This window comes from Salipiger sp. PrR003 (assembly GCF_010500785.1).
In the GTDB taxonomy this organism is placed as follows: Bacteria; Pseudomonadota; Alphaproteobacteria; order Rhodobacterales; family Rhodobacteraceae; genus Salipiger; species Salipiger pacificus_A.
The window spans coordinates 119,692-140,964 of sequence record NZ_JAAGOV010000027.1; the positions used below are offsets into that span (position 1 = coordinate 119,692).

The 21,273-nt window shown below is 65.8% G+C and carries 20 protein-coding genes; 12 read left to right on the forward strand and 8 right to left on the reverse strand.

Translation table 11 applies throughout. From position 1 onward, the window contains the following. Positions 1 to 35 precede the first annotated feature (35 nt). The 4 genes from G0D83_RS05105 to G0D83_RS05120 form a co-directional block, all read right to left on the reverse strand. Complete coding sequence (locus tag G0D83_RS05105; RefSeq protein ID WP_164190153.1) at positions 36 to 701, reverse strand: TrkA family potassium uptake protein; 666 nt, start codon at positions 699 to 701, stop codon at positions 36 to 38. Positions 702 to 1,145: 444 nt separating this feature from the next. After that, positions 1,146 to 1,679 carry a lipocalin family protein gene (locus tag G0D83_RS05110; RefSeq protein WP_203594878.1) on the reverse strand — a complete coding sequence of 178 codons (534 nt, stop codon included), beginning with the start codon at positions 1,677 to 1,679 and terminating at the stop codon, positions 1,146 to 1,148. 168 nt (positions 1,680 to 1,847) lie between these two features. Continuing rightward, positions 1,848 to 2,171 (reverse strand): PRC-barrel domain-containing protein, encoded by a 324-nt coding sequence (locus tag G0D83_RS05115; protein ID WP_164190155.1) that lies wholly within the window; start codon positions 2,169 to 2,171, stop codon positions 1,848 to 1,850. A 360-nt stretch (positions 2,172 to 2,531) separates the two neighbouring features. Beyond that, on the reverse strand, positions 2,532 to 2,993 hold the full coding sequence (locus tag G0D83_RS05120) for an Lrp/AsnC family transcriptional regulator (RefSeq protein ID WP_164190157.1): 462 nt from the start codon (positions 2,991 to 2,993) through the stop codon (positions 2,532 to 2,534). Between the two features lie 143 nt (positions 2,994 to 3,136). On the opposite strand from G0D83_RS05120, the gene G0D83_RS05125 reads away from it, so the two are divergent. The 11 genes from G0D83_RS05125 to G0D83_RS05175 all read left to right on the forward strand — a co-directional run bounded on the left by G0D83_RS05125 (position 3,137) and on the right by G0D83_RS05175 (position 16,213). Beyond that, on the forward strand, positions 3,137 to 6,598 hold the full coding sequence (locus G0D83_RS05125; RefSeq protein ID WP_164190159.1) for an indolepyruvate ferredoxin oxidoreductase family protein: 3,462 nt from the start codon (positions 3,137 to 3,139) through the stop codon (positions 6,596 to 6,598). 68 nt (positions 6,599 to 6,666) lie between these two features. Continuing rightward, positions 6,667 to 7,563: a PaaX family transcriptional regulator C-terminal domain-containing protein gene (locus G0D83_RS05130; RefSeq protein WP_164190161.1), complete on the forward strand. Its 897-nt coding sequence runs from the start codon at positions 6,667 to 6,669 to the stop codon at positions 7,561 to 7,563. Positions 7,564 to 7,702: 139 nt separating this feature from the next. After that, positions 7,703 to 8,908, forward strand: a complete 1,206-nt coding sequence (pcaF, locus tag G0D83_RS05135) for a 3-oxoadipyl-CoA thiolase (protein WP_164190164.1) — start codon at positions 7,703 to 7,705, stop codon at positions 8,906 to 8,908. A gap of 21 nt (positions 8,909 to 8,929) precedes the next feature. Further along, positions 8,930 to 9,928: a 1,2-phenylacetyl-CoA epoxidase subunit PaaA gene (paaA, locus tag G0D83_RS05140; protein WP_164190166.1), complete on the forward strand. Its 999-nt coding sequence runs from the start codon at positions 8,930 to 8,932 to the stop codon at positions 9,926 to 9,928. Positions 9,929 to 9,953: 25 nt separating this feature from the next. After that, a complete protein-coding gene (gene paaB, locus G0D83_RS05145) occupies positions 9,954 to 10,241 on the forward strand; it encodes a 1,2-phenylacetyl-CoA epoxidase subunit PaaB (RefSeq protein ID WP_092428283.1) in 288 nt (95 codons plus the stop codon). Next, positions 10,241 to 11,095, forward strand: coding sequence for a 1,2-phenylacetyl-CoA epoxidase subunit PaaC (gene paaC, locus G0D83_RS05150; RefSeq protein ID WP_164190168.1), 855 nt, complete (start codon positions 10,241 to 10,243; stop codon positions 11,093 to 11,095). Before paaB ends, paaC begins: the two co-directional genes overlap by 1 nt. Positions 11,096 to 11,099: 4 nt before the next feature. Further along, positions 11,100 to 11,621 carry a 1,2-phenylacetyl-CoA epoxidase subunit PaaD gene (paaD, locus tag G0D83_RS05155; RefSeq protein ID WP_164190177.1) on the forward strand — a complete coding sequence of 174 codons (522 nt, stop codon included), beginning with the start codon at positions 11,100 to 11,102 and terminating at the stop codon, positions 11,619 to 11,621. Between the two features lie 66 nt (positions 11,622 to 11,687). Beyond that, positions 11,688 to 12,764, forward strand: a complete 1,077-nt coding sequence (paaE, locus tag G0D83_RS05160) for a 1,2-phenylacetyl-CoA epoxidase subunit PaaE (RefSeq protein ID WP_164190186.1) — start codon at positions 11,688 to 11,690, stop codon at positions 12,762 to 12,764. Then, positions 12,754 to 13,506, forward strand: a complete 753-nt coding sequence (locus G0D83_RS05165; protein WP_164190188.1) for a Phenylacetic acid catabolic protein — start codon at positions 12,754 to 12,756, stop codon at positions 13,504 to 13,506. Before paaE ends, G0D83_RS05165 begins: the two co-directional genes overlap by 11 nt. A 17-nt stretch (positions 13,507 to 13,523) precedes the next feature. Continuing rightward, positions 13,524 to 15,593 (forward strand): phenylacetic acid degradation bifunctional protein PaaZ, encoded by a 2,070-nt coding sequence (gene paaZ, locus G0D83_RS05170; RefSeq protein ID WP_164190197.1) that lies wholly within the window; start codon positions 13,524 to 13,526, stop codon positions 15,591 to 15,593. Between the two features lie 2 nt (positions 15,594 to 15,595). Further along, entirely contained in the window at positions 15,596 to 16,213 is a 618-nt protein-coding gene (locus G0D83_RS05175) for a transferase hexapeptide repeat family protein (protein ID WP_164190199.1), read from the forward strand. Here G0D83_RS05175 and G0D83_RS05180 read toward each other — a convergent pair. From G0D83_RS05180 to paaG, 4 genes are all read right to left on the reverse strand, one after another. Then, positions 16,197 to 16,796, reverse strand: a complete 600-nt coding sequence (locus G0D83_RS05180) for a TetR/AcrR family transcriptional regulator (protein WP_108970691.1) — start codon at positions 16,794 to 16,796, stop codon at positions 16,197 to 16,199. The two genes, G0D83_RS05175 and G0D83_RS05180, sit on opposite strands and share 17 nt — an antisense overlap. Positions 16,797 to 16,886: 90 nt before the next feature. Next, positions 16,887 to 18,194, reverse strand: coding sequence for a phenylacetate--CoA ligase PaaK (gene paaK, locus G0D83_RS05185; RefSeq protein WP_164190209.1), 1,308 nt, complete (start codon positions 18,192 to 18,194; stop codon positions 16,887 to 16,889). A 21-nt stretch (positions 18,195 to 18,215) separates the two neighbouring features. Beyond that, positions 18,216 to 18,656, reverse strand: a complete 441-nt coding sequence (gene paaI, locus G0D83_RS05190; protein WP_108970784.1) for a hydroxyphenylacetyl-CoA thioesterase PaaI — start codon at positions 18,654 to 18,656, stop codon at positions 18,216 to 18,218. 21 nt (positions 18,657 to 18,677) lie between these two features. Next, positions 18,678 to 19,472: a 2-(1,2-epoxy-1,2-dihydrophenyl)acetyl-CoA isomerase PaaG gene (gene paaG, locus G0D83_RS05195; protein WP_164190218.1), complete on the reverse strand. Its 795-nt coding sequence runs from the start codon at positions 19,470 to 19,472 to the stop codon at positions 18,678 to 18,680. A gap of 97 nt (positions 19,473 to 19,569) precedes the next feature. Between paaG and paaN the strand changes: the two genes are divergently transcribed. Further along, complete coding sequence (gene paaN, locus G0D83_RS05200) at positions 19,570 to 21,216, forward strand: phenylacetic acid degradation protein PaaN (RefSeq protein ID WP_164190227.1); 1,647 nt, start codon at positions 19,570 to 19,572, stop codon at positions 21,214 to 21,216. Positions 21,217 to 21,273: the final 57 nt, after the last annotated feature.

The window sequence follows — 21,273 nt, forward strand, 5'->3', positions numbered from 1 at the left end:
CATACCCCCTTGGACCATACGGGCCGCATCGGCGCTCAGAGCCCGTCCGCGAAGCGGCGCAGGTTTTCCCTGCGTCCGAGGAGCAGCAGCTTGTCGTCCGCCTTGAGTTCGGTCGCCCCGGCCCGGCAGTCCACATAGTCGCTGCCGCGCATGAGCCCCAAGGTCCGAAGCTCGAACTTCTCGGGCAGGCCGATCTTGTCGATGGGCGTACCGTCGAGACTTTGGGGTACGCGGAAGTCCACCACGTGGAAGCCGTTGCCGAGGCTCACGTAGTCGCGGACCAGCGGGTTGTGCAGCATCTGGGCGATATGGCGACCGATCTCCTGCTCGGGCAGGATCACCCGGTCGGCACCAAGCTTGGACAGGATCCGATGATGCGTACGGTTCATCGCCTTCACCCAGACCGTGGGCACGCCAAGCATCTTGACGTTCATGGTGCAAAGGATGTTGGCGTCGAGCTCTTCGCCGATGGCGACGACGGCAACATCGTAGCTGCCCACTCCGACCTCGCGCAGAGCCTGGTCGTCGCGACCGTCGGCGATCACCGCTTCGGCAATCGTGTCGGCGACGCGTGAGACGTTGCGTTCCTGCAGGTCGATCCCAAGCACGTGGTTGCCGAACCGGGCCAGCTCAGACGCGACGGTTGTGCCGAAGGTTCCAAGGCCGATGACGGCGAAACTGCGAGACTTCGGTTTGGGCATGATGGCCTCCTTGCAGAAATCAGGAGGTAGAGCCGGGCATCAGAACTGTCAATTGGCAGGCCAGCCGCGAGCCAGCCTTTAAAATCAGTATCATCGACAAGGGGACCGCGGGTCGCGGACCGGACCTGCCGCTGATGGAACAGCGCGTCGCTGCCGCGCTGCTTCCTCGAGACGCTCATTCATGGCATCGTGAAGCATCGCCAGGCAGGCCAAGGTCCGCATTGGGCGGGCCACGTCATGGAAGGGTACCCGCCAATCGTGCCTTTGCCATGTGAGGTCCCTGTCCATGGCGAACCCTCAGGTTCGCTTGAGCAAATAGCAGCAAATAGCCGCCCCGCCCGAGCTGGCCCGGTCGGAGACAAACACTCTGGTACTTTTTTGCCGGCGTGCTGAGGAAAGCCTGAACAGGAAGCCCCCCGACGAGGCGTTGGAGGGCGAGCTTAATCACTCTTCAGTCTGGCTAACCCGGATGAGGCCCGTTAAATCGTACCCCATTTCACGCGCCTTGCCTTTGAGCATGTCAATTGTCTGATCATCCACCAGCTTCTTGCGCGTAAGAAACCATAGATAACGGCCACTCGGCTCACCGACAATCGACCAAGAGTAGTCGTCCGAGTGATCCAGGATCCAATAGTCACCTTTGAATGGCCAGAAGAAGGTCACTTCGAGTTTCGCGGGGTCCCCTGCGATCGAAGCGGTTCCTTTAGTAGTCGATGTCTTTCCGTTTCTTTGGCATCGATTTGTAACCCCGATCAACCCGTCATCTCGCAGTTCGTATTTCGCGGTGACGTTCATGCAGTCACGTTCAAAGGAATGGTCGAAGCGCGCCTGTTCGTGCCAAACGCCGAGGTACCTGCTCAGCTCGACCGATTGCTTCGGCTCCGGCACGTGCGAGTTGGCGACTTCTGGGCGCTGGATCGCAGCACATCCGGCGAGGAGCAGTGCAACGACGGCTGCGGTTAGCATCTGTTTCTTCATTCAAACTAGCTTTCCTTCAACGCCGCTCTGCAACGTTCGTCAATTGGGTCATATTCCGACTGTGCGTTTCTTGCCGAACGTATCTGGGCCGCATGGTGCTATCAAAGCGCAAGGCGGCGCACGGCCTGCGCGCGCCGCCACGAAACTGTTCTACAAGCTACGAGGCGATCAATCCTCCCACTTGGGAAGGTTCTTCAATTCCTCCTCGGTCATGGAGGTGGTGAAATCACCGTTATCGAAGGTGAGGTCGTCGAGCGAGACAACAATATCGTCGTCGCCAATATTCAGAAAGCCTCCGGCTTCGACGACAGCTGCGACGGGCTCGCCGGAATCGTTGACCAAGATCTCCTCAATTTCACCGATCTTTTTGCCATCTGCCCCCATGATGTCGGCGTCGTCGATGCTGTGAAGCGAGGACACGTCCATCGTTTGTGCCGATGCTGCGCCGGCCATGAGGATGAGCGAAAGAGCGGGCAAAGTGATGTGGCGCATGATGCCTCCGATTTATTGCGGTTCACACCGACAATGTTCGTCGATCCTTGAGGTTCCATTCCAAAAGCTGGAAGGCGCCCCAGGGGCCGGAGCATCTGCTGTGACAAGAAGGCCACCCGAAGGTAGGGAGAAGCGAAATCGCTGGACGTCCGAGACAGCACAGCACTGAACCTCACCGAGGAGCTTTAACGAAAAGCGCCGGCCGCGTGCGCGACACCGCCGAGACCGAAGCTGAAAGTGGGGCGCAAGCCGAATACACCATCTGAGTCTAGGCACGCTGGCTGGGGCTACGAGAGAACGGTGACGCCTTGTCGCGTTTGGGGAGCGATCCGAGGTGCCACCGAAGCGACTGTTCGAGGTTCAGACCGGGATGCGCGTGGTGTGCTTCACGCGGCGTAGCACGAACATGGTCGAGGCAGTGGCAACGCAATCCAGTTCGTGGATGCGGGTCATCAGGATATTCTCGAGATCGGGGATATCCTTCACCACGATATGCAGCAGGTAATCCCAGTCGCCCGAGATCGAGTAGACCTCGACGATCGCGGGCTCAAGGTCCATCGCCCTTTGGAAGGCTGAGCGCGCGTCGGCGTCCTGCGCCTTCATCCGCACCTGGCAGAAGGCGTCCATGCCCCGCCCGACCTTGGCCGGATCGACCAGGCGCACCGGCGTACTGACCACGCCGGCCTCTTCCAGTTCACGCAGGCGCCGCCAGCAGGTGGCGCTGGAGCTGTTGGTCTGTCGCGCGAGCTCGCTCATGCTGATCGAGGCGTCGGATTGCAGGATGGCAAGCATTCGGGCTTCGAGCGGCGATATCTTTGTCATGGCGTTCGCAATTATGGGGATTCTGAAACAAGCGTTTCAAGAAGTACGTGAACTTGATCCTATTAGAGATGGGGTTTCACCGGCAAGGCCTATTCTATGCGCGGAGGACGCGGCCCGGCCGCGACGAGCTTTGGGAGGAGCCGATGACCGATCAGACACCCATTCTGCGCGACTACGAACTGTCGGACCGCTACACCCGCACCGAGGGCCGAGTCTTTCTGACCGGCACGCAGGCGATCCTGCGCATCGCACTCGACCAGGCTCGTCGCGACAAGGCCGCAGGCCTCGACACGCGCGGCTTCATCTCGGGCTACCGCGGCTCGCCGGTCGGCGGGATCGACCTCGAGGTGGCGCGGAACCGCGCACTGGTGGATGCCGAGGGGATCGGCTTCGTGCCCGCCGTCAACGAGGAACTCGCAGCCACTCAGATCATTGGCACGCAGCAGGTCGAAACGGATCCGGACCGCACATGTGCCGGGGTCTTCGGCCTGTGGTACGGCAAGGGACCCGGGGTCGACCGGGCCGCAGATGCGCTCAAGCACGGCAACGCCTACGGGTCCTCGCCGCATGGCGGGGTGCTGGTGGTGGCGGGGGACGACCATGGCTGCGTCTCGTCCTCGATGCCGCACCAGTCCGACGTCGCCTTCATGAATTTCTTCATGCCGACGATCAATCCGGCCAACGTGGCCGAGTTCCTGAGCTTCGCCGAATGGGGTTACGCGCTGTCGCGCTTCTCGGGCATGTGGGTGGGGTTCAAGGCAATCTCGGAGACCGTCGAGTCGGGCATGTCCTTCGAGCTGCCAAAGCCCCGCTCTTTTGTGGCGCCCGACTACGAGCCGCCCAAGAGCGGATTGCACTACCGATGGCCGGACCTTCCCGGCCCGCAGATCGAGGAGCGGATGGAAGCCAAGAAGGCAGCGGTCCTTGCCTTTGCGCGCGCCAATCCGATCGATCGCAGCGAATGGGGGCATGAGGCGCATTTCGGCATCGTCACCACCGGCAAGTCGCATCTCGACGTGCTTGAGGCGCTGCGGCTGCTGGGCATCGACGCGGCGCGCGCCGCCGAGATCGGCCTCGACATCTACAAGGTCGGCATGGTCTGGCCTCTGGAGCACCTCGGCGCCTTGGCCTTTGCAAAGGACAAGCGCGAGTTGCTGGTCATCGAAGAGAAACGGGGCATCATCGAAAGCCAGCTCAAGGAGTATTTCTACGACTTCCCGGGACAGAAGCCGAAGCGGATGGTCGGCAAGCGCGACGAGGCGGGCAACCGTCTCATCCCCTGGACGCACGAACTCGGCGCGGTCATGCTCGCCCGGCACATCGCGGCGCGGCTGGAGCGCAACTTTCCCGACCTTGACCTTGTGAGCAAGGCCGCGCACGCGGTACCCGCGCCCGCGCCAATCCTCGTAGAGGGGGCCGCCCGCACGCCCTACTTCTGCTCGGGATGCCCGCACAACACCTCGACCAAGGTGCCCGAGGGCAGTCAGGCGCTGGCCGGGATCGGCTGCCACTTCATGGCCAGCTGGATGAACCGCAACACGACCTCGCTGATCCAGATGGGCGGCGAAGGGGTGAACTGGGTCTCCCGCTCTAGGTTCAACGGCAACAAGCACGTCTTCCAAAACCTCGGCGACGGCACCTATTACCATTCCGGCTCTCTGGCTGTCCGGCAGGCGATCGCCGCAGGGACCAACATCACCTACAAGATCCTCTACAACGACGCCGTGGCGATGACCGGCGGGCAGCACGTCGATGGCCCGCTCAGCGTCGCGTCCATCGCGCAGTCGATGGTGTCTGAAGGCGCGAGGAAGGTGGTCGTGGTCTCGGACGACCCCGAGGCGCTGCGCCGCGAGGGACTGCCGGCGGGCGTGCCGATCGAGCACCGCCGCGATCTTGACCGGGTGCAGCGCGAGTTGCGCGACATCCCCGGTACCACCGTGCTCATCTACCAGCAGACCTGCGCCACCGAGAAGCGCCGGCTGCGCAAGCGCGGCAAGATGGAGGATCCGAAGAAATTCGCGGTGATCAACCCGCTGGTCTGCGAGGGCTGTGGCGATTGCTCGGTGGAATCCAACTGCCTGAGCGTCGAGCCATTGGAGACCGAGTTCGGCCGCAAGCGGAAGATCAATCTCAACACCTGCAACAAGGATTTCACCTGTCTCAACGGCTTCTGCCCGAGCTTCGTGACCGTCGAGGGGGCGACGCTGAAAAAAACCGATGCGGCCGGGAAGGAAGCACTCGCCCCGCTGCAGGCGGCCCTGCCGGAGCCTGACCTGCCCTCTCTCTCCCAGCCTTGGGACATTCTCGTCACCGGGGTCGGCGGCACAGGGGTGGTCACCGTCGGCCAGCTCATCGCAATGGCGGCGAACCTTGAGCAAAAGGGGGCCTCGGTGCTCGACTTCATGGGGTTCGCCCAGAAGTTCGGCCCGGTGCTGAGCTACCTGCGCGTGGCGGCCTCCGAAGCGGTGCTGAACCAGGTGAAGATCGAGCCGAGCTCGGCCCATGCGCTGATTGGCTGCGATCTGGTGGTCAGCTCCTCGCCAAAGGCCTCTGCCACCTATCGCAAGGGCGAGACGCGGGCGGTGATCAATACCGCCATCATGCCCACCGGCGATCTGGTGCAGAACCGCGACGCCGATCTCAACGCGGGCGCGCGGCTGGAGGCGATCCGCGCCACCGTCGATGCGGCGTCGCTGCAGAGCTTCGACGCCAACACGCTGGCCGAAGCGCTGCTCGGCGACAGCGTCTTTGCCAACGTGATGATCCTTGGCGCGGCCTGGCAGGCCGGGCTGGTGCCGCTGGGACTCGAGGCCTTGATGCGGGCGATCGAACTCAACGGCGTGAAGCCGGCGCAGAACAAGGACGCCTTCACCTGGGGGCGGGTGCTGGTGCATGACCGTGGGGCGGTCGAGCGCGTCGCCCAACTGCCCGCCAGCCCGGTTCTGACGCTGGACGAGATGATCGCGCGGCGGGCCGAGTTCCTGACGGGCTACCAGAATGCCGCCTGGGCGCAGGAGTACCTGCGCGAGATCGGCAAGGTCCGCAAGGCCGAGACCGCCGCCACCGGCGCAGTCGGGGCACTGACCGAGGCAGCGGCCAAGGGACTCTTCAAGCTCATGTCCTACAAGGACGAATATGAAGTGGCGCGGCTGCATACGCAGACCGGCTTCCAAGACGACCTTGCCGCGCGTTTCGACGGGCCGTTTAAGCTGGTCCACCACATGGCACCGCCGGTTCTCGCCGGGGGACGGGATGCGCGCGGGCGGCCCCTCAAGCGCGCTTTCGGCCCCTGGATACGCCCCGCGATGCGCCTTCTCGCGAAGATGAAACCGCTGCGCGGCACCGCGCTCGATCCCTTCGGCTACAGTGTCGAGCGAAAGATGGAGCGCGCTCTGATCGCCGAGTACCGCGCCTTGTTGGACCGCCTGACCGCCGGGCTGACCTTCAAGAACCGCGATGATCGCGCCGCAAAGGCGGCGCTGGTGATGGACATTCGCGGCTTCGGCCCGGTGAAACGGGCCGCGGCGATGGGGGTCAGGGCGCAAATGGCCGAGATCTCCGCTAATAACGGCACGCAAAGTGACAGAAGCGCTGCAATCATGTGACATATCGCGGAGGCTGGCGTAGACTGGGGTCGTGCGCCGCATCGGGCGCCGCCGCAGGAGGGCGTTTAATGAACAAGGCCGTGATATCAGAGGTGCGCGATCTGACCGCTGATCCGCTGGCGCTTGCCGAACTGGCGGCCACAGATGCCCCGCGCGCCCCGGCTTTCATCGTTACGATCTACGGCGACGTGGTCGAGCCGCGTGGCGGCATGCTCTGGATGGGCACGCTGATCGAGTGTTGCGCGCGCCACGGGTTGAACGAAAGCCTCGTCCGCACCGCGGTCTCTCGCCTCGTGGGGGCCGGGCGGCTCGAGGGTGTGCGGATCGGGCGGCGCAGCTTTTACCGCTTGTCAGAACCCGCGCGGGCCGAGTTCCGCGAGGCGGCCCGTCTGCTGTTTGCACCGCCGCCCGAGCCCGAAGACTGGCTGCTGTGCCTGTCGGACGCGCTGCGCGACGTCGATCTGCCGCTGCCCTGGGCCCGGCTTGCACCCACCGTCGCGCTGGCGCCCAATCGCGAGGACATTGCGCCGGTGGCGGGTGTCCTGCTGCGCGCGAAGCAACTTGAGGGGCATGGCGATCTTGGCCAGCTCGCTTCGGAACGCTGGGGCCTGCCCGGGGTTGCCGAGGCCTATGCCAGCTTCCTCGCCCGCCATGGTGCGTTGCGCGATCTGCTGTCCGCAACTGTCCCGCTTTCGCCGGAGGACGCGCTCGCCCTGCGTTTGCGACTGGTGCATGACTACCGCCATGCGGCACTCAGCGACCCGCGTCTGCCACGTGCGGCCTATCCTCACGACTGGCCCGCCGACGAAGCCCGCAGGCTTTTTGTTGCGGCCTATGTCGGATTGTCGAAGCACGCGGAAAGCCATGTAAGCGCGAGGTTTCTCAGCCCCGAGGGACATCTTGCGCCCTGCAATGAGGAAACCGAACGCCGGCTGTTCCAGCTGCGGCGCGAAGCAGCTGCGTGATCCGCGGGGCAGGGGGTCTGTCGATACATCACGCAGAAACTCAATTGACGCTTAACATGTGCCGTATGTCGTGCTAGTTGTTTGACCGATCGGTCGATCATTGATGGTCGACCTCGATTCTCGAGGGAGGAGGATACGGATGTCCGAGGCATTCATCTGCGACGCGATACGCACACCCGTCGGCCGCTATGGCGGGGCGCTTTCGGCTGTCCGCGCCGACGATCTGGCGGCCGTACCGCTGGCCGCCCTGATGGCGCGCAATGCCTCGGTCGACTGGGCCAGCGTCGATGACATTATTCTCGGCTGCGCCAACCAGGCTGGCGAAGACAACCGCAACGTCGCGCGCATGGCCGGGCTGCTGGCGGGCCTGCCGATCGAGGTGCCGGGCACCACGGTCAATCGCCTCTGCGGCTCTGGCATGGATGCGATCGGCCTCGCCGCGCGCACCATCAGCGCCGGCGATGGCGACCTTCTGCTGGCGGGCGGCGTCGAGAGCATGAGCCGTGCGCCCTTCGTGGTGGGCAAGGCGAGCTCGGCTTTCTCGCGGAATGCCGAGATGTACGACACCACCATCGGTTGGCGCTTCAAGAACCCCAAGCTCGACAAGGCGTTCGGCACACATTCGATGCCCGAGACCGCCGACAACGTGGCCGAAGACTACGGTGTCAGCCGTGCTGACCAGGACGCCTTTGCCGTGCGCTCTCAAGATCGTTGGGAAGCGGCTCAGAAGGCCGGCGTCTTCGCCGAGGAGATCGTTCCGGTGACGATCCCGCAGCGCAAGGGCGATCCGCTGGTGGTGGACACCGACGAGCATCCGCGCCCCGGCACGACGGTCGACAAGCTGGCCAAGCTGCGTGGCGTGAATGGCCCGGACCTCAGCGTCACCGCCGGCAATGCCTCGGGCGTGAACGACGGCGCGGCGGGGGTGATCGTCGCCTCCGAGGCGGCGGCGGCCAAGAATGGCCTGACGCCGCAGGCGCGCATCCTCGCCATGGCGGCGGCAGGCGTCGCGCCCCGCGTGATGGGCATCGGTCCGGTCCCCGCGACCCGCAAGGTGCTCGCCCGCGCCGGCCTGACGCTCGACCAGATGGATGTCATCGAGCTCAATGAGGCCTTTGCGGCGCAGGGGCTCGCGGTGCTGCGCGAGCTTGGCCTGCCGGATGACGCCCCCCATGTGAATGCCAACGGCGGCGCCATCGCCATGGGCCACCCGCTCGGCATGTCCGGTGCGCGGCTGGTCCTGACCGCCACCCGGCAGCTCCACCGCACCGGCGGCCGCTACGCCCTTTGCACCATGTGCGTGGGCGTGGGGCAGGGGATCGCGATGATCCTCGAACGTATCTGACCCTCAGGAGGAGGCACGACCATGTATGCACAGATGGTGAAATCGGAAGGCATGAAGTCGCTCGAGGAGATGACTCCCGAGGAGCGCGCCTTTCAGGAGCGGGTCGACCGCGGCGAGAAGATCGAACCCAAGGAGTGGATGCCCGAGGGCTACCGCAAGACGCTGATCCGCCAGATCGGTCAGCATGCGCACTCGGAAATCGTCGGTCAGCTGCCCGAGGGAAACTGGATCACCCGTGCGCCGACGCTCGAGCGCAAGGCGATCCTGCTGGCCAAGGTGCAGGATGAGGCCGGGCACGGGCTCTACCTCTATTCCGCCGCCGAGACGCTGGGCGTGTCGCGCGACGAGCTCTTCGAAAAGCTGCACTCGGGCGCGATGAAATACAGCTCGATCTTCAACTATCCCACGCTGACCTGGGCCGACATGGGCGCGGTGGGCTGGCTGGTCGACGGCGCGGCGATCATGAACCAGGTGCCGCTGCAGCGCACCTCCTACGGCCCCTACAGCCGCGCGATGATCCGCATCTGCAAGGAAGAGAGCTTCCACCAGCGGCAGGGCTACGCGATCATGATGAAGATGGCGCAGGGCACGCCCGAGCAGAAGGAAATGGCGCAGGATGCGCTCAACCGCTTCTGGTACCCCTCGCTGATGATGTTCGGCCCGTCCGACAAGGACTCGGTGCACTCCGCGCAGTCGATGGCGTGGAAGATCAAGATGAACACCAACGACGAGCTGCGCCAGAAATTCGTCGACGAGACGGTGCCGCAGGCCGAGTACCTTGGCCTCACCGTCCCCGACGAGACCCTCAAGTGGAACGAGGAGCGCGGTCATTACGATTTCGCCGAGCCCGACTGGAACGAGTTCTTCGAGGTGATCAAGGGCAACGGCCCCTGCAACGAGGAGCGTCTCGGCGCCCGCCGCGAGGCCTGGGACAAGGGCGCGTGGTTCCGCGACGGGCTGACCGCCTATGCCGAGAAGGCCGCCGCGCGCCGCGCGGCATCGAACGTGGCCGCCGAGTAAGCGCTCGCATTGAGGAGGATGTGACATGACCAAGAAAGAATGGCCGCTCTGGGAGATCTTCATCCGGGGCCAGCACGGGCTGAACCACCGCCACGTCGGCAGCCTGCACGCACCGGACGCCGAGATGGCGATCAAGAACGCCCGCGACGTCTACACCCGCCGCAAGGAAGGCGTGTCGATCTGGGTGGTGCCCTCGGCGGCGATCACCGCTTCGGCGCCCTCCGAGAAGGGCCCGCTCTTCGATCCGGCGGAGAGCAAGGTCTACCGCCACCCGACCTTCTTCGACATCCCCGACGAAGTGGGGCACATGTGATGCCTTCGCTTCCCGATGCCGCAACGCCGGATGTGGCCCGGCTCGCCGAGCGTGCCGCTGCCGCGCAGACGCATGATCCGCACGTCGACGATGTGGCGCTGAAGCCCGCCTTCTTCGACTGGCTCTGCCGGATGGGGGACAATTCGCTCATCCTCGGCCACCGCATCTCTGAATGGTGTGGCCACGGCCCGGTGCTGGAAGAGGACATCGCGCTGGCCAACACCGCGCTCGACCTCATCGGCCACACCCAGATGTGGCTCGGCCTTGCTGCCGAGGTCGAAGGGGCGGGGCGCAGCGCCGATGACCTGGCCTTCCTGCGCGACGCGATGAAATTCCGCAACCTGAAGCTGGTCGAGCTGCCGAACGGCGACATGGCGGTGACGCTGATGCGCGAGTTCCTCTTCGATGCCTTCCACTACGAACTGCTGACCGCCCTGACCAAGTCGTCGAGCCCGCGCGTAGCCGAGATCGCCGCCAAGGCACTCAAGGAGGTGTCCTACCACCTCGAGCGGTCGTCGGATCTCGTGGTCAGGCTGGGCGACGGCACCGAGGAAAGCCACGCCCGGATGCAGGCGGCGCTGAACAAGCTCTGGCCCTACACCGGCGAGATGTTCGCCGCCGACGCGGTGGACGAGGCGGTGGCCGAGGCCGGCATCGCGCCCGCCCTTGCGGACCTGCTGCCGCTCTGGCAGCGGACTGTCGGCGAGGTGCTGGACGAGGCAACGCTGGTGCAGCCCGAGCAGCGCTTCGACGCGCAGACCGGCGGCAAGCAGGGGCGGCACACAGAGCACCTCGGTTACATCCTTGCCGAAATGCAGTTCCTGCAGCGCGCCTACCCGGGCGCAAGCTGGTAAGCCGATGAGCGCGGTTCTGCCATCCACCCAGCAGGTCTGGGACTGGCTGGGCGAGGTCCCCGACCCCGAGATCCCGGTGGTCTCGGTCACCGAGCTGGGCATCGTGCGCGAGGTCCGCTGGGACGGGGACACGCTGGTTGTGGCGGTGACGCCGACCTATTCCGGCTGTCCGGCGACCGGGGTGATCGACCTGATGATCGAGATCCAGCTGCGCGAGAAAGGCATCACCGACCTGCGGCTGGAACGCCGCCTGTCGCCGCCCTGGACCACGGACTGGGTGACCGAGGCGGCGCGCGACAAGCTGCGCGCCTACGGCATCGCCCCGCCGGTCGACGGCACCGCCTCGGACGGTCTGATGGCGGGCCGTGCGGCGCGGCTGTCGGGGCGGTCGAACCTGGTGATCGCCTGCCCGCGCTGCGGCTCGTCCCACACCGAACGGGTCAGCCAGTACGGCTCGACCCCCTGCAAGGCCAGCTACCGCTGCCGCGACTGCCTCGAGCCCTTCGACTACTTCAAGTGCCACTGAGCCATTCCGGTGCCCCGGCGGGGCACCCCCGACGCATTTCCCTGTCCAGACAGGAGGAGGTCTGACATGCCCCGTTTCCATCCCCTCGAAGTGACCGATGTCCGCCGCGAGACCCGCGATGCGGTGGTGGTCACCCTCAAGCCGCGCGCCGAGGACGCCGAGAGTTTCGGCTTCACCCAGGGCCAGTACCTGACCTTCCGCCGCGAGTTCGACGGCGAGGAGTTGCGGCGGTCTTATTCGATCTGCGCCGGTCTCGACGAGGGCTGTCTCAAGGTCGGCATCAAGCGCGTCGACGGCGGCGCCTTCTCGACCTGGGCCAACGAAAACCTGAAACCCGGCGACACGCTCGACGCGATGGTGCCGCAGGGGCGGTTCTTCACCGTGCTCGATCCGTCGAGCGCCAAGAGCTACCTCGGCTTTGCCGGGGGCTCGGGCATCACCCCGGTGCTGTCGATCATCAAGACCGTTCTGTCGCGCGAACCCAACGCCACCTTCACGCTGGTCTACGCCAACCGCCAGGTCGGCTCGATCATGTTCCGCGAAGAGCTGGAGGATCTGAAGAACACCTATCTCGGGCGTTTCTCGGTGATCCACATCCTCGAGAGCGAGGGGCAGGAGATAGACCTCTTCACCGGGCGCATCGACGCCGAGAAGATGGAGATGCTTTTCCGGCTCTGGATCGACGCCGAGGGCGTGGACACCGCCTTCATCTGCGGCCCCGAGCCGATGATGCTGACGATCGCCGAGAGCCTGCGCCAGGCCGGGCTGACCGACGCGCAGATCAAGTTCGAGCTTTTCGCATCTTCGCAGCCGGGCCGCGCCAAGACGCGGGCTGTCTCGCAGCAGGCCGCCGCCGCGGGGAACACCTGTGAGGTTTCGGTCACGCTCGATGGCGCGACCCGCACCTTCCAGATGCCGAAGGACGGCACTGCCGTGCTGGACGCCGCCATCGAGAACAACATGGACGCGCCCTATTCGTGCAAGGCGGGCGTCTGTTCGACCTGCCGCGCCAAGGTGCTCGAGGGAGAGGTCGAGATGGAGATCAACCACGCGCTCGAGGACTACGAGGTGCGCGCCGGCTACGTGCTGTCGTGCCAGTGCATTCCGCTCTCCGACAAGGTGGTGCTCAGCTATGACGAATGACACCGATACCATGCCCATCGCCGAGTATCTCGCGCAGGGCGGCAAGCTGACCTCTCCCGAGAACGTGCCGCCGCGCTACCGCGGTGAGCTCTTGCGGCTGATGTCCTCCTTCGTCGACAGTGAATTGGCGGGGTCTGCGGGCTTTGCCGGGGCGATCAACTGGGCGCCGGGGATCAAGGCGCGCATCGCCGCCAGCCGGATCACGCTGGAGAAGGCCGACCATGCCGAGCGCGTGCTCGAGCTGATGGAGGGCTTCGGCACCGACAAGGCGCTCTACGAGCGGGCCCACGACTGGGCCGCGCGCGAGAGCCGTGACAGCACGCTCGAGGCGAAGCGCCACGGCGGCGACATGCGGCTCTCGGTCTTCCACTACCCGCTGACCGGCTGGACCGACGCGGTGGTGATGAACGTGCTCATGGGCCTTGCGACGCAGCACGCCGTGGGCGAGCTGGCGCGCAGTTCGTACCAGCCGCTGGCCGAGGTGCTGCGCGACATCCTCCCGCGCGAGAAGCGGCACATGGAGCTGGGCCTCGAGGGGCTCGAGCGGATCGGGGCGACGGATGGGGCCAGAGCCTCTGTCGCCTACTGGATGCCGCGCGTTGCGGAGACCTTCGGCCCGGCAACATCGGAGCGCTTCGAGAAGCAAAAGGCCATGGGCCTGCGCCACACCGACAACGAGACGCTGCGTGCTGCGTGGCGCGCCGAGGCGGAAAGCGTGCTTTCCGGTCTTGGCCTGAACTGAACAGGAAGGACGAGCAAATGCTGGATACGGGACGCACCGCGCGCCGCCTCGAGAGCTATATGCAGGGTGCCTGGCGCGCCGGCGACGGGGAGGGCAAGCCACTCGCCAATGCCGGGACCGGCTCTGTCCATGCCTATATCGGCTCGGAGGGGCTCGATTTTGCCGGGGCCCTGGCCTGGGGCCGCGAGGTTGGCGGCAAGGCGCTGCGCCAGTACACCATCCACGAGCGGGCGCTGATGCTGAAGGCCATCGGCCTCAAGCTGATGGAAATGAAGGACGAGTTCTACGCCGAGAGCCTCGCCACCGGCGCCACGGCTCGCGATGCCTGGCCGGACATCGATGGTGGTATCGGTACCATGCTCACTTTCGCCTCGAAGGCACGGCGCGAGCTTCCCAATGCAAAGGTCGTTCCCGAGGGCGCCGTCGAGGGTCTGTCGCGCGACGGCAGCTTCGTCGGCCAGCACATCCTCGTGCCGATGCACGGCGTGGCGATCCACATCAACGCCTTCAACTTCCCGGTCTGGGGGATGCTGGAAAAGATCGCCCCCGCGCTGATCGCTGGCATGCCGTGTCTCGTGAAGCCTGCCTCGGCCACGGCCTATCTCACCGAGCTGGTGGTGCGGCGGATCCTTGAGATGGGCATCCTGCCGGACGGCGCGCTGCAGATTGTCTGCGGCGGCGTCGGCGACCTGCTGGACCACGTGACCGGGCAGGATATCGTCACCTTCACCGGCTCGGCCACCACCGGGCGCAAACTGAAGTCGCACCCTGCGATCGTCGAGAACTCGGTGCGCTTCACCATGGAGGCCGACAGCCTCAACGCCGCGATCCTCGGCCCCGACGCCGTGCCGGGCACGCCGGAGTTCGATCTTTTCGTCAAGGAGGTGCACCGCGAGATGACCGCCAAGGCGGGGCAGAAATGCACCGCGATCCGCCGCGTCCTGGTGCCCAAGGCGCAGGAGCGGGCGGTGATCGAGGCGCTTTCGCAGCGGTTGGCGCAGACCCCGGCGGGTCTGCCGGACGATGCCAATGCCCGCATGGGAGCACTGGCCTCGCTCGGGGATCGCGACGGCGTGCGCGAGAAGATCGCCGAGATCGCTCGCGAGGCGGAGATCGTCTTCGGCGATCCGGAAAAGGTCGAACTGGTCTCGGGGGATGCCGAGAAAGGCGCGTTCATGAACCCGGTTCTGCTGCGCTGCGCTGACCCGATGACGGCCACGGCTCCGCACGATATCGAGGCCTTTGGCCCGGTAGCGACGGTGATGGGCTACGAAGATCTCGATGAGGCGGTCGTTCTGGCGATGAAGGGCAAGGGCTCGCTGGTCTCGTCGGTCTTCACCAATGATGCTGATGTGGCGTCGGAATTGGTGCTGGGCGTCGCGCCCTTCCACGGGCGGGTGATGCTTGGCAACCGCGACAGCGCCAAGAGCTCGACCGGCCACGGCGCACCGCTGGCGCCGCTGGTGCACGGCGGGCCGGGTCGCGCGGGTGGCGGCGAGGAGATGGGCGGCATGCGCGGGGTGAAGCATTTCATGATGCGCACCGCCGTGCAGGGCACGCCGAGGCTGCTGTCTGCTGTGACTGGCGAATGGGTCGCGGGCGCCCCGGCCGAGCAGGGAACACACCCGTTCCGCAAGTCGCTGGCCGAGCTGAACATCGGCGACCAGCTCGTCACGGAACGACGGGTGATCACCGAGGAGGACGTGGAGCATTTCGCGCAGTTCACCGGGGACACCTTCTACGCGCACATGGACAGCGACGCGGCGAAAGCCAACCCGTTCTTCGACGACCGCGTGGCGCATGGCTACCTCATCGCGTCGTTCGCGGCGGGGCTCTTCGTGCAGCCCGATCCGGGCCCGGTGCTGGCCAACTACGGCGTCGACAACCTGCGCTTCCTGACACCCGTGTATTTCGGCGACAGCCTGCAGGTGCAGCTGACGTGCAAGCAGATCAACCCCCGCGAGGGGACGGTTTACGGCGAGGTGCGCTGGGATTGCCGCGTCACCAACCAGCGCGACGAGGTGGTGGCTGAATATGATGTGCTGACCATGGTGGCCAAGAGCTGGCCGCTGCCGCAGGAGGGCTGAACATGGCGATCTGGTCCTGGGACGGGGTGGTGCCGGTGGTGGCCCCCTCGGCCTTTGTCCATCCCGAGGCAGTGCTCATCGGGGACGTGATCGTGGGGGCCGGCTGCTATATCGGCCCCGGCGCGGTGCTGCGCGGCGACTTCGGGCGGATCACGCTGCACCCCGGCTCGAATGTGCAGGAGACCTGCGTCGCCCATGCCTTTCCCGGCAAGGATGTCGTGGTCGAGGAGCGCGGCCACGTCGGTCACGGCGCGGTGCTGCACGGCTGCCACATCGGGCGCAATGCGCTGATCGGGATGAATGCCGTGGTGATGGACGAGGCGCGGATCGGCGAGAACACAATCCTCGGCGCCATGGCCTTCGTGCGGGCGGGGAGCGAGATCCCGGCCAACGTCATGGCGGTGGGCTCACCCGCCAAGGTGCTGCGCGCGCTGACCGAGCAGGAAATCGACTGGAAGTCGCGCGGCACCGACGTCTACCGCCAGCTCGCGGTGGATGCCAAGACCAAGCTCGCCCCGGCGCAGCCGCTGGCGGAGATGGAAGAGGGGCGCCGCCGCGTGACGGCGCCCGAGTATGATCCGCTGATGGTCGAGCGCGCGGCGCTCAGCGAACGCCCTTGACCCCTTCGAGGATCAGGGTCGTCGCCACGCGGGCATAATCCTCGCGGCTGATCTTGCCGCCGTCGCGGAACCACATGTAGACCCAGTTCATCATGCCGAAGAGCGACATGGTGACGGGCATCAGCAGCGGCCTCTCAGGCGTGTCGAGCTGCGGGTGGATCTCAGTCAGCACGGCGGAGAAGTGCTTGACGATGCGCCGCTCGATCTTGGTGATCGCGGCTTTCTGCTCGTCCGACAGCGCGGGACCGGCGTTGAGCTGGACCTTATGCTGGTCGTCGGCGCCCTTGTAGGCGTCGAGCACGGTCATCACCAGCTGCTCGAGCCGCGCGCGCGGGGGCAGGGCGGGATCGTCCGCCTCGACCAGCGCGGCGTCGAGCTCATCGAGATGGGTCTCGATGATCGCGAAGATCAGCGCGTCCTTCGACGGGTAGTAGTGGTAGAGCAGCGACTTCGACACCCCGGCTTCGGATGCGATCTGGGACATGGAGGCTTTTTCCATCCCCTGCGTCGCAAAGACGTTGGCGGCGGTGAGAAGTAGCTGGTGCTGCTTCTCCTCGAAGTCGCTGGCGCGCGTTCTTGCCATATGCGCGAATGCTCCTCTTGGTCCGGCGGGGGATTGGCGGCGCGCCAGTCCTTAGCCGCCGGACGGGGTATTTTCTAGCCTGCCCGTAGGTTACTTCGGGCGGTTGTCGACGACGCGCTTGGCTTTGCCTTCGGATCGGGCAACGCCCTCGGGGTCATGCACCTCGATCTTGGTCGAGACACCAACCACCGATTTGATGTGATGCGACAGCTCCTTCGCCGAGGCGGCTCGGGCATCGGCATCGCAGCGGGCCGGGGTGCATTCGACGTGCACGGTCATAACGTCCATGCGGTCCTTGCGGCCAAGCTCGATCTGGAAGTGCGGGGCGAGGCCCTCGCATTTCAGGATCTGCTCTTCGATCTGGGTCGGGAAGACATTGACGCCGCGCAGGATGATCATGTCGTCGCTGCGGCCGGTGATCTTCTCGATCCGGCGCATCGAGCGCGCGGTGCCGGGCAGGATGCGTGTGAGGTCGCGGGTGCGGTAGCGCACCATCGGCAGGCCTTCCTTGGTGAGCGTGGTGAACACCAGCTCGCCCATCTCGCCGTCGGGCAGCACATCGCCCGTCGTGGGATCGATGATCTCGGGGTAGAAGTGGTCTTCCCAGACGTGCAGCCCATCCTTGGTCTCGACGCATTCGTTGGCGACGCCGGGGCCCATGATCTCGGACAGGCCGTAGATGTCGACCGCGTGCATGTCGAAGGCCTGCTCGATCTCCTCGCGCATGGCGTTGGTCCAGGGCTCCGCGCCGAAGATGCCGACCTTGAGCGAGCTCTGCCGCGGGTCGAGGCCCTGGCGGCGGAACTCGTCGAGGATCGAGAGCATGTAGGAAGGCGTGACCATGATGATCTGGGGTTGGAAGTCCTGCATCAGGGTGACCTGGCGCTCGGTCATGCCGCCGGAGATCGGCACCACGGTGCAGCCGAGCCGCTCGGCCCCGTAGTGGGCCCCGAGCCCGCCGGTGAAGAGACCGTAGCCATAGGCGACGTGGCAGATATCGCCCTTGCGGCCGCCCGAGGCCCGGATCGAGCGCGCCATGCAGTCTGCCCAGATGTCGATATCCTTCTGTGTGTAGCCGACGACGGTGGGCTTGCCGGTGGTGCCCGACGAGCCGTGGATGCGCACCAGCTGCTCACGCGGGACGGCGAACATGCCGAATGGGTAGGTGTCGCGCAGATCCTGCTTCATGGTGAAGGGGAATTTGGCGAGATCGGCGAGGGTCTTGAAGTCGTCCGGATGCGCGCCGTGCTCGTCGAAGCGTTTGCGATAGAAGGGGGAATTCTCGTAGGCGTGGCGCAGCGACCAGGCCATGCGCTTTTGCTGAAGCGCGGAAATTTCGTCACGGCTGGCGATCTCGATCGGGTCGAGGATCTCCTTCATCGGGGTCATGTCTGTCATGGTCTCTCCTCCCTTCATGGGTCAGCCCTCCGCCCGCGCTTCGGGCAGCAGGGGCCGGTTGAGCGTCCGCGAATGGCCGCGGAATTCTGCGATGACGGTCCCGTCCTCCCGGGTGATCGTCACGTCATAGATGCCCGAGCGGCCCTTGCGCGAGATCTCGCGGGCGGTGGCCGTGAGCCGATCCCCGAGCGCGCCCGGGGTGATGTAGGTGACCGAGCAATGCTGCGCGACGGTCATCTCGTTGTAGGTGTTGCAGGCGAAGGCAAAGGCGCTGTCGGCCAGCGTGAAGAGATAACCGCCGTGGGCGTTGCCGTGGCCGTTGGTCATCTGCTCGCTCAGCTCCATCTCGAGCGTCGCATGGCCGGGCGCGATGTGGGCCAGCGTCATGCCGAGGCGCTGCGAGGCGCTGTCGGCGTTCCACATTTCCTTGGCGCAGGCCTCTGCGAGATCCTGAGGGGTCATGCTCTGAATGTCCTTCATGGCTCACTTCCCCCGGAAGCTGGCAGGACGTTTCTCGAGAAAGGCCGTGACGCCCTCGGCGTAGTCGTCGGACCGGCCTGCCTCTCGCTGACAGTCTCGCTCGCGATCGAGATGCGTGTCGAGATCGTTTGTCGCGGCCTCATGGATGAGGCGCTTGGTAAGGCCCAGCCCCAGCGTCGGCCCGGCGGCCAGTTTTGCCGCCAGCGCCTCGGCCTCGGGGATCAGGGCCTCGTCGTCGAGCGCCTTCCAGATCAGCCCCCAATCGGCGGCGGTCTCGGCCATCAGCGGCTCGGCGGTCATGGTCAGCGCCTTGGCGCGCGGCTCGCCGAGAATGCGGGGCAGCGACCAGCTGCCGCCCGCGTCGGGGATTAGCCCGATCTTGGAAAAGGCCTGAATGAACTTCGCCGATTTCGCTGCAAGCACGATGTCGCACGCAAAGGCGATATTGGCCCCGGCGCCCGCCGCCACGCCGTTCACCGCGCAGATCACCGGCTTTTCCAGCGCCCGGATGAGCCGGAGGGTGGGGTTGTAGAAGGCCTCGATGGTCTGGCCGAGGTCCGGCTTGGGGCCGCCCTTGCGCGGGTCGCGGTCGCCGAGGTCCTGCCCGGCGCAGAAGCCGCGCCCTGCACCGGTGAGCAGCACGGCGCGAATCGCGTCGTCATCATGCGCCCGCTGGATTTGAGCGCGCAGGGCAAGGTGCATCTCCTCGTTGAAGGAGTTGAGCTTTTCCGGGCGGTTGAGCGTCAGCTTCAGAACGCCGGACTCCAGCTCCGCCAGCACGGTTTGCGATGTGGTCATGTGATCCTCCCAGCCCCCCTCCACGGGGCCTGTGAGATTTACTGTTGCATAAACCGACCGGACGGTCAATGATACTGGTCAAGCTTTGGGAGGAGCCATGACAGACCTGTTCACCCGCCATAAACCGCTGCTGGAAAGTGCCCTGAAGGCGCTGGAAACGCGCGAATTCTGGACCCCGTTCCCCGAGGTCCCGAGCGGGAAGATCTACGGCGAAACCGCGAAGGCAAAGGGCGAATCGTCCTATGCTCGCCTGCTGGGCGCCGCCTTCCATCTGCCCGGCCATCCCGAGGACGGGCGCGTCGGGTCCGAGGTTTCTCCCTGGGGCCCCGAGCTTGGCATCCGCTATCCCGCCGCCGCGCCCGAGGCGCTGCTCGCCGCCGCCGAGGCTGCCGCGCCCGCGTTCGCCGAGGCCACGGTCGAGGCGCGGGTCGGGGCTCTGCTCGAGGCCTTGGTGCGGCTCAACAAGATGAGCTTCCTGCTCGGCCACGCCACCATGCACACCACCGGCCAGGCCTTTGCCATGGCTTTCCAGGCGGGCGGGCCGCACGCGCAGGATCGCGGGCTCGAGGCGCTGGCAATGGCCTATTCCGAGCTGACCCGCAGCGCCCGCGACGCGGTCTGGGAAAAGCCGCAGGGCAAGCATGCGCCGCTGGTGATCGAGAAGCACTGGTCGCTGGTGCCGCGCGGCATCGCGCTCACCGTGGGCTGCAACACCTTTCCGACCTGGAACGGCTACCCGGGAATTTTTGCCAGCCTCGCCACCGGCAACCCGGTGATCGTCAAGCCGCACCCGCGTGCCATCCTGCCACTGGCGCTGACCGTGCGCGTGCTGCGCGAGGTCTTCGCCGAGATCGGGCTGCCGCAGGACGCCGTGCTGCTGGCCGCCGACGCGCCGGAGGCCCAGATCACCAAGGATCTGGCGGCGCACGAGAAAGTGGCGCTGATCGACTACACCGGGTCCACCGCCTTTGCCGACTGGATCCGCGCGCACAGCCAAGCGATGCTGTTCACCGAGGAGGCCGGGGTCAACTCGGTCACCATCACCGGCACGGATGATTTCTCCGGGATGTGCGCCAACCTCGCCTTCTCGCTGTCGCTCTATTCGGGACAGATGTGCACCTCGCCGCAGAACCTTTATGTTCCGCGCGGCGGGATCGAGACCGATCAGGGCCTCAAGAGCTTTGACGAGGTCGCCGCGGGGATCAAGCAGGCGATCGACGCGCTGCTCTCCGATCCGGCGCGCGCCGCCGGGATCTGCGGCACCATCGTCAATCCCAACACGTTGCAGCGCATCGAGACCGCCCGCGGCGCAGGCCGGGTCATCCGCGACAGCGCCGAAACCGGCCATGGCCGCAGCGCCACACCACTCATGGTCGCGGTCGAAGGCGCCGAGGGTCCGCAGAACGACGAGTGCTTCGGCCCGGTCTCGTTCCTCGTGCCCTGCGATGGCGCCGAGGATGCCATCGCCCGCGCCGCAGGGATCGCCCGCAGCAAGGGCGCGATCACCGCGGCGCTCTACGCGACAGATGAGGCGCTTATCAGACGGGCGGCGAAGGCCTTTGCACGGGCCGGCGTGAACCTTTCGGTGAATCTCACCGGCAATATCTACGTGAACCAGTCGGCGGCCTTCTCCGACTTTCACGTCACCGGGGCGAACCCGGCGGGCAATGCCAGCCTGACCGACGCCGCCTTCGTCGCGCCCCGCTTCCGGCGCGTGATGATCCGCTGGCCCAAGGCGGCCTGAGCGCCTGACCGGAGCCCGGCACCCGACTTTCGACGGACACCAATCTGGGAGGAGTTA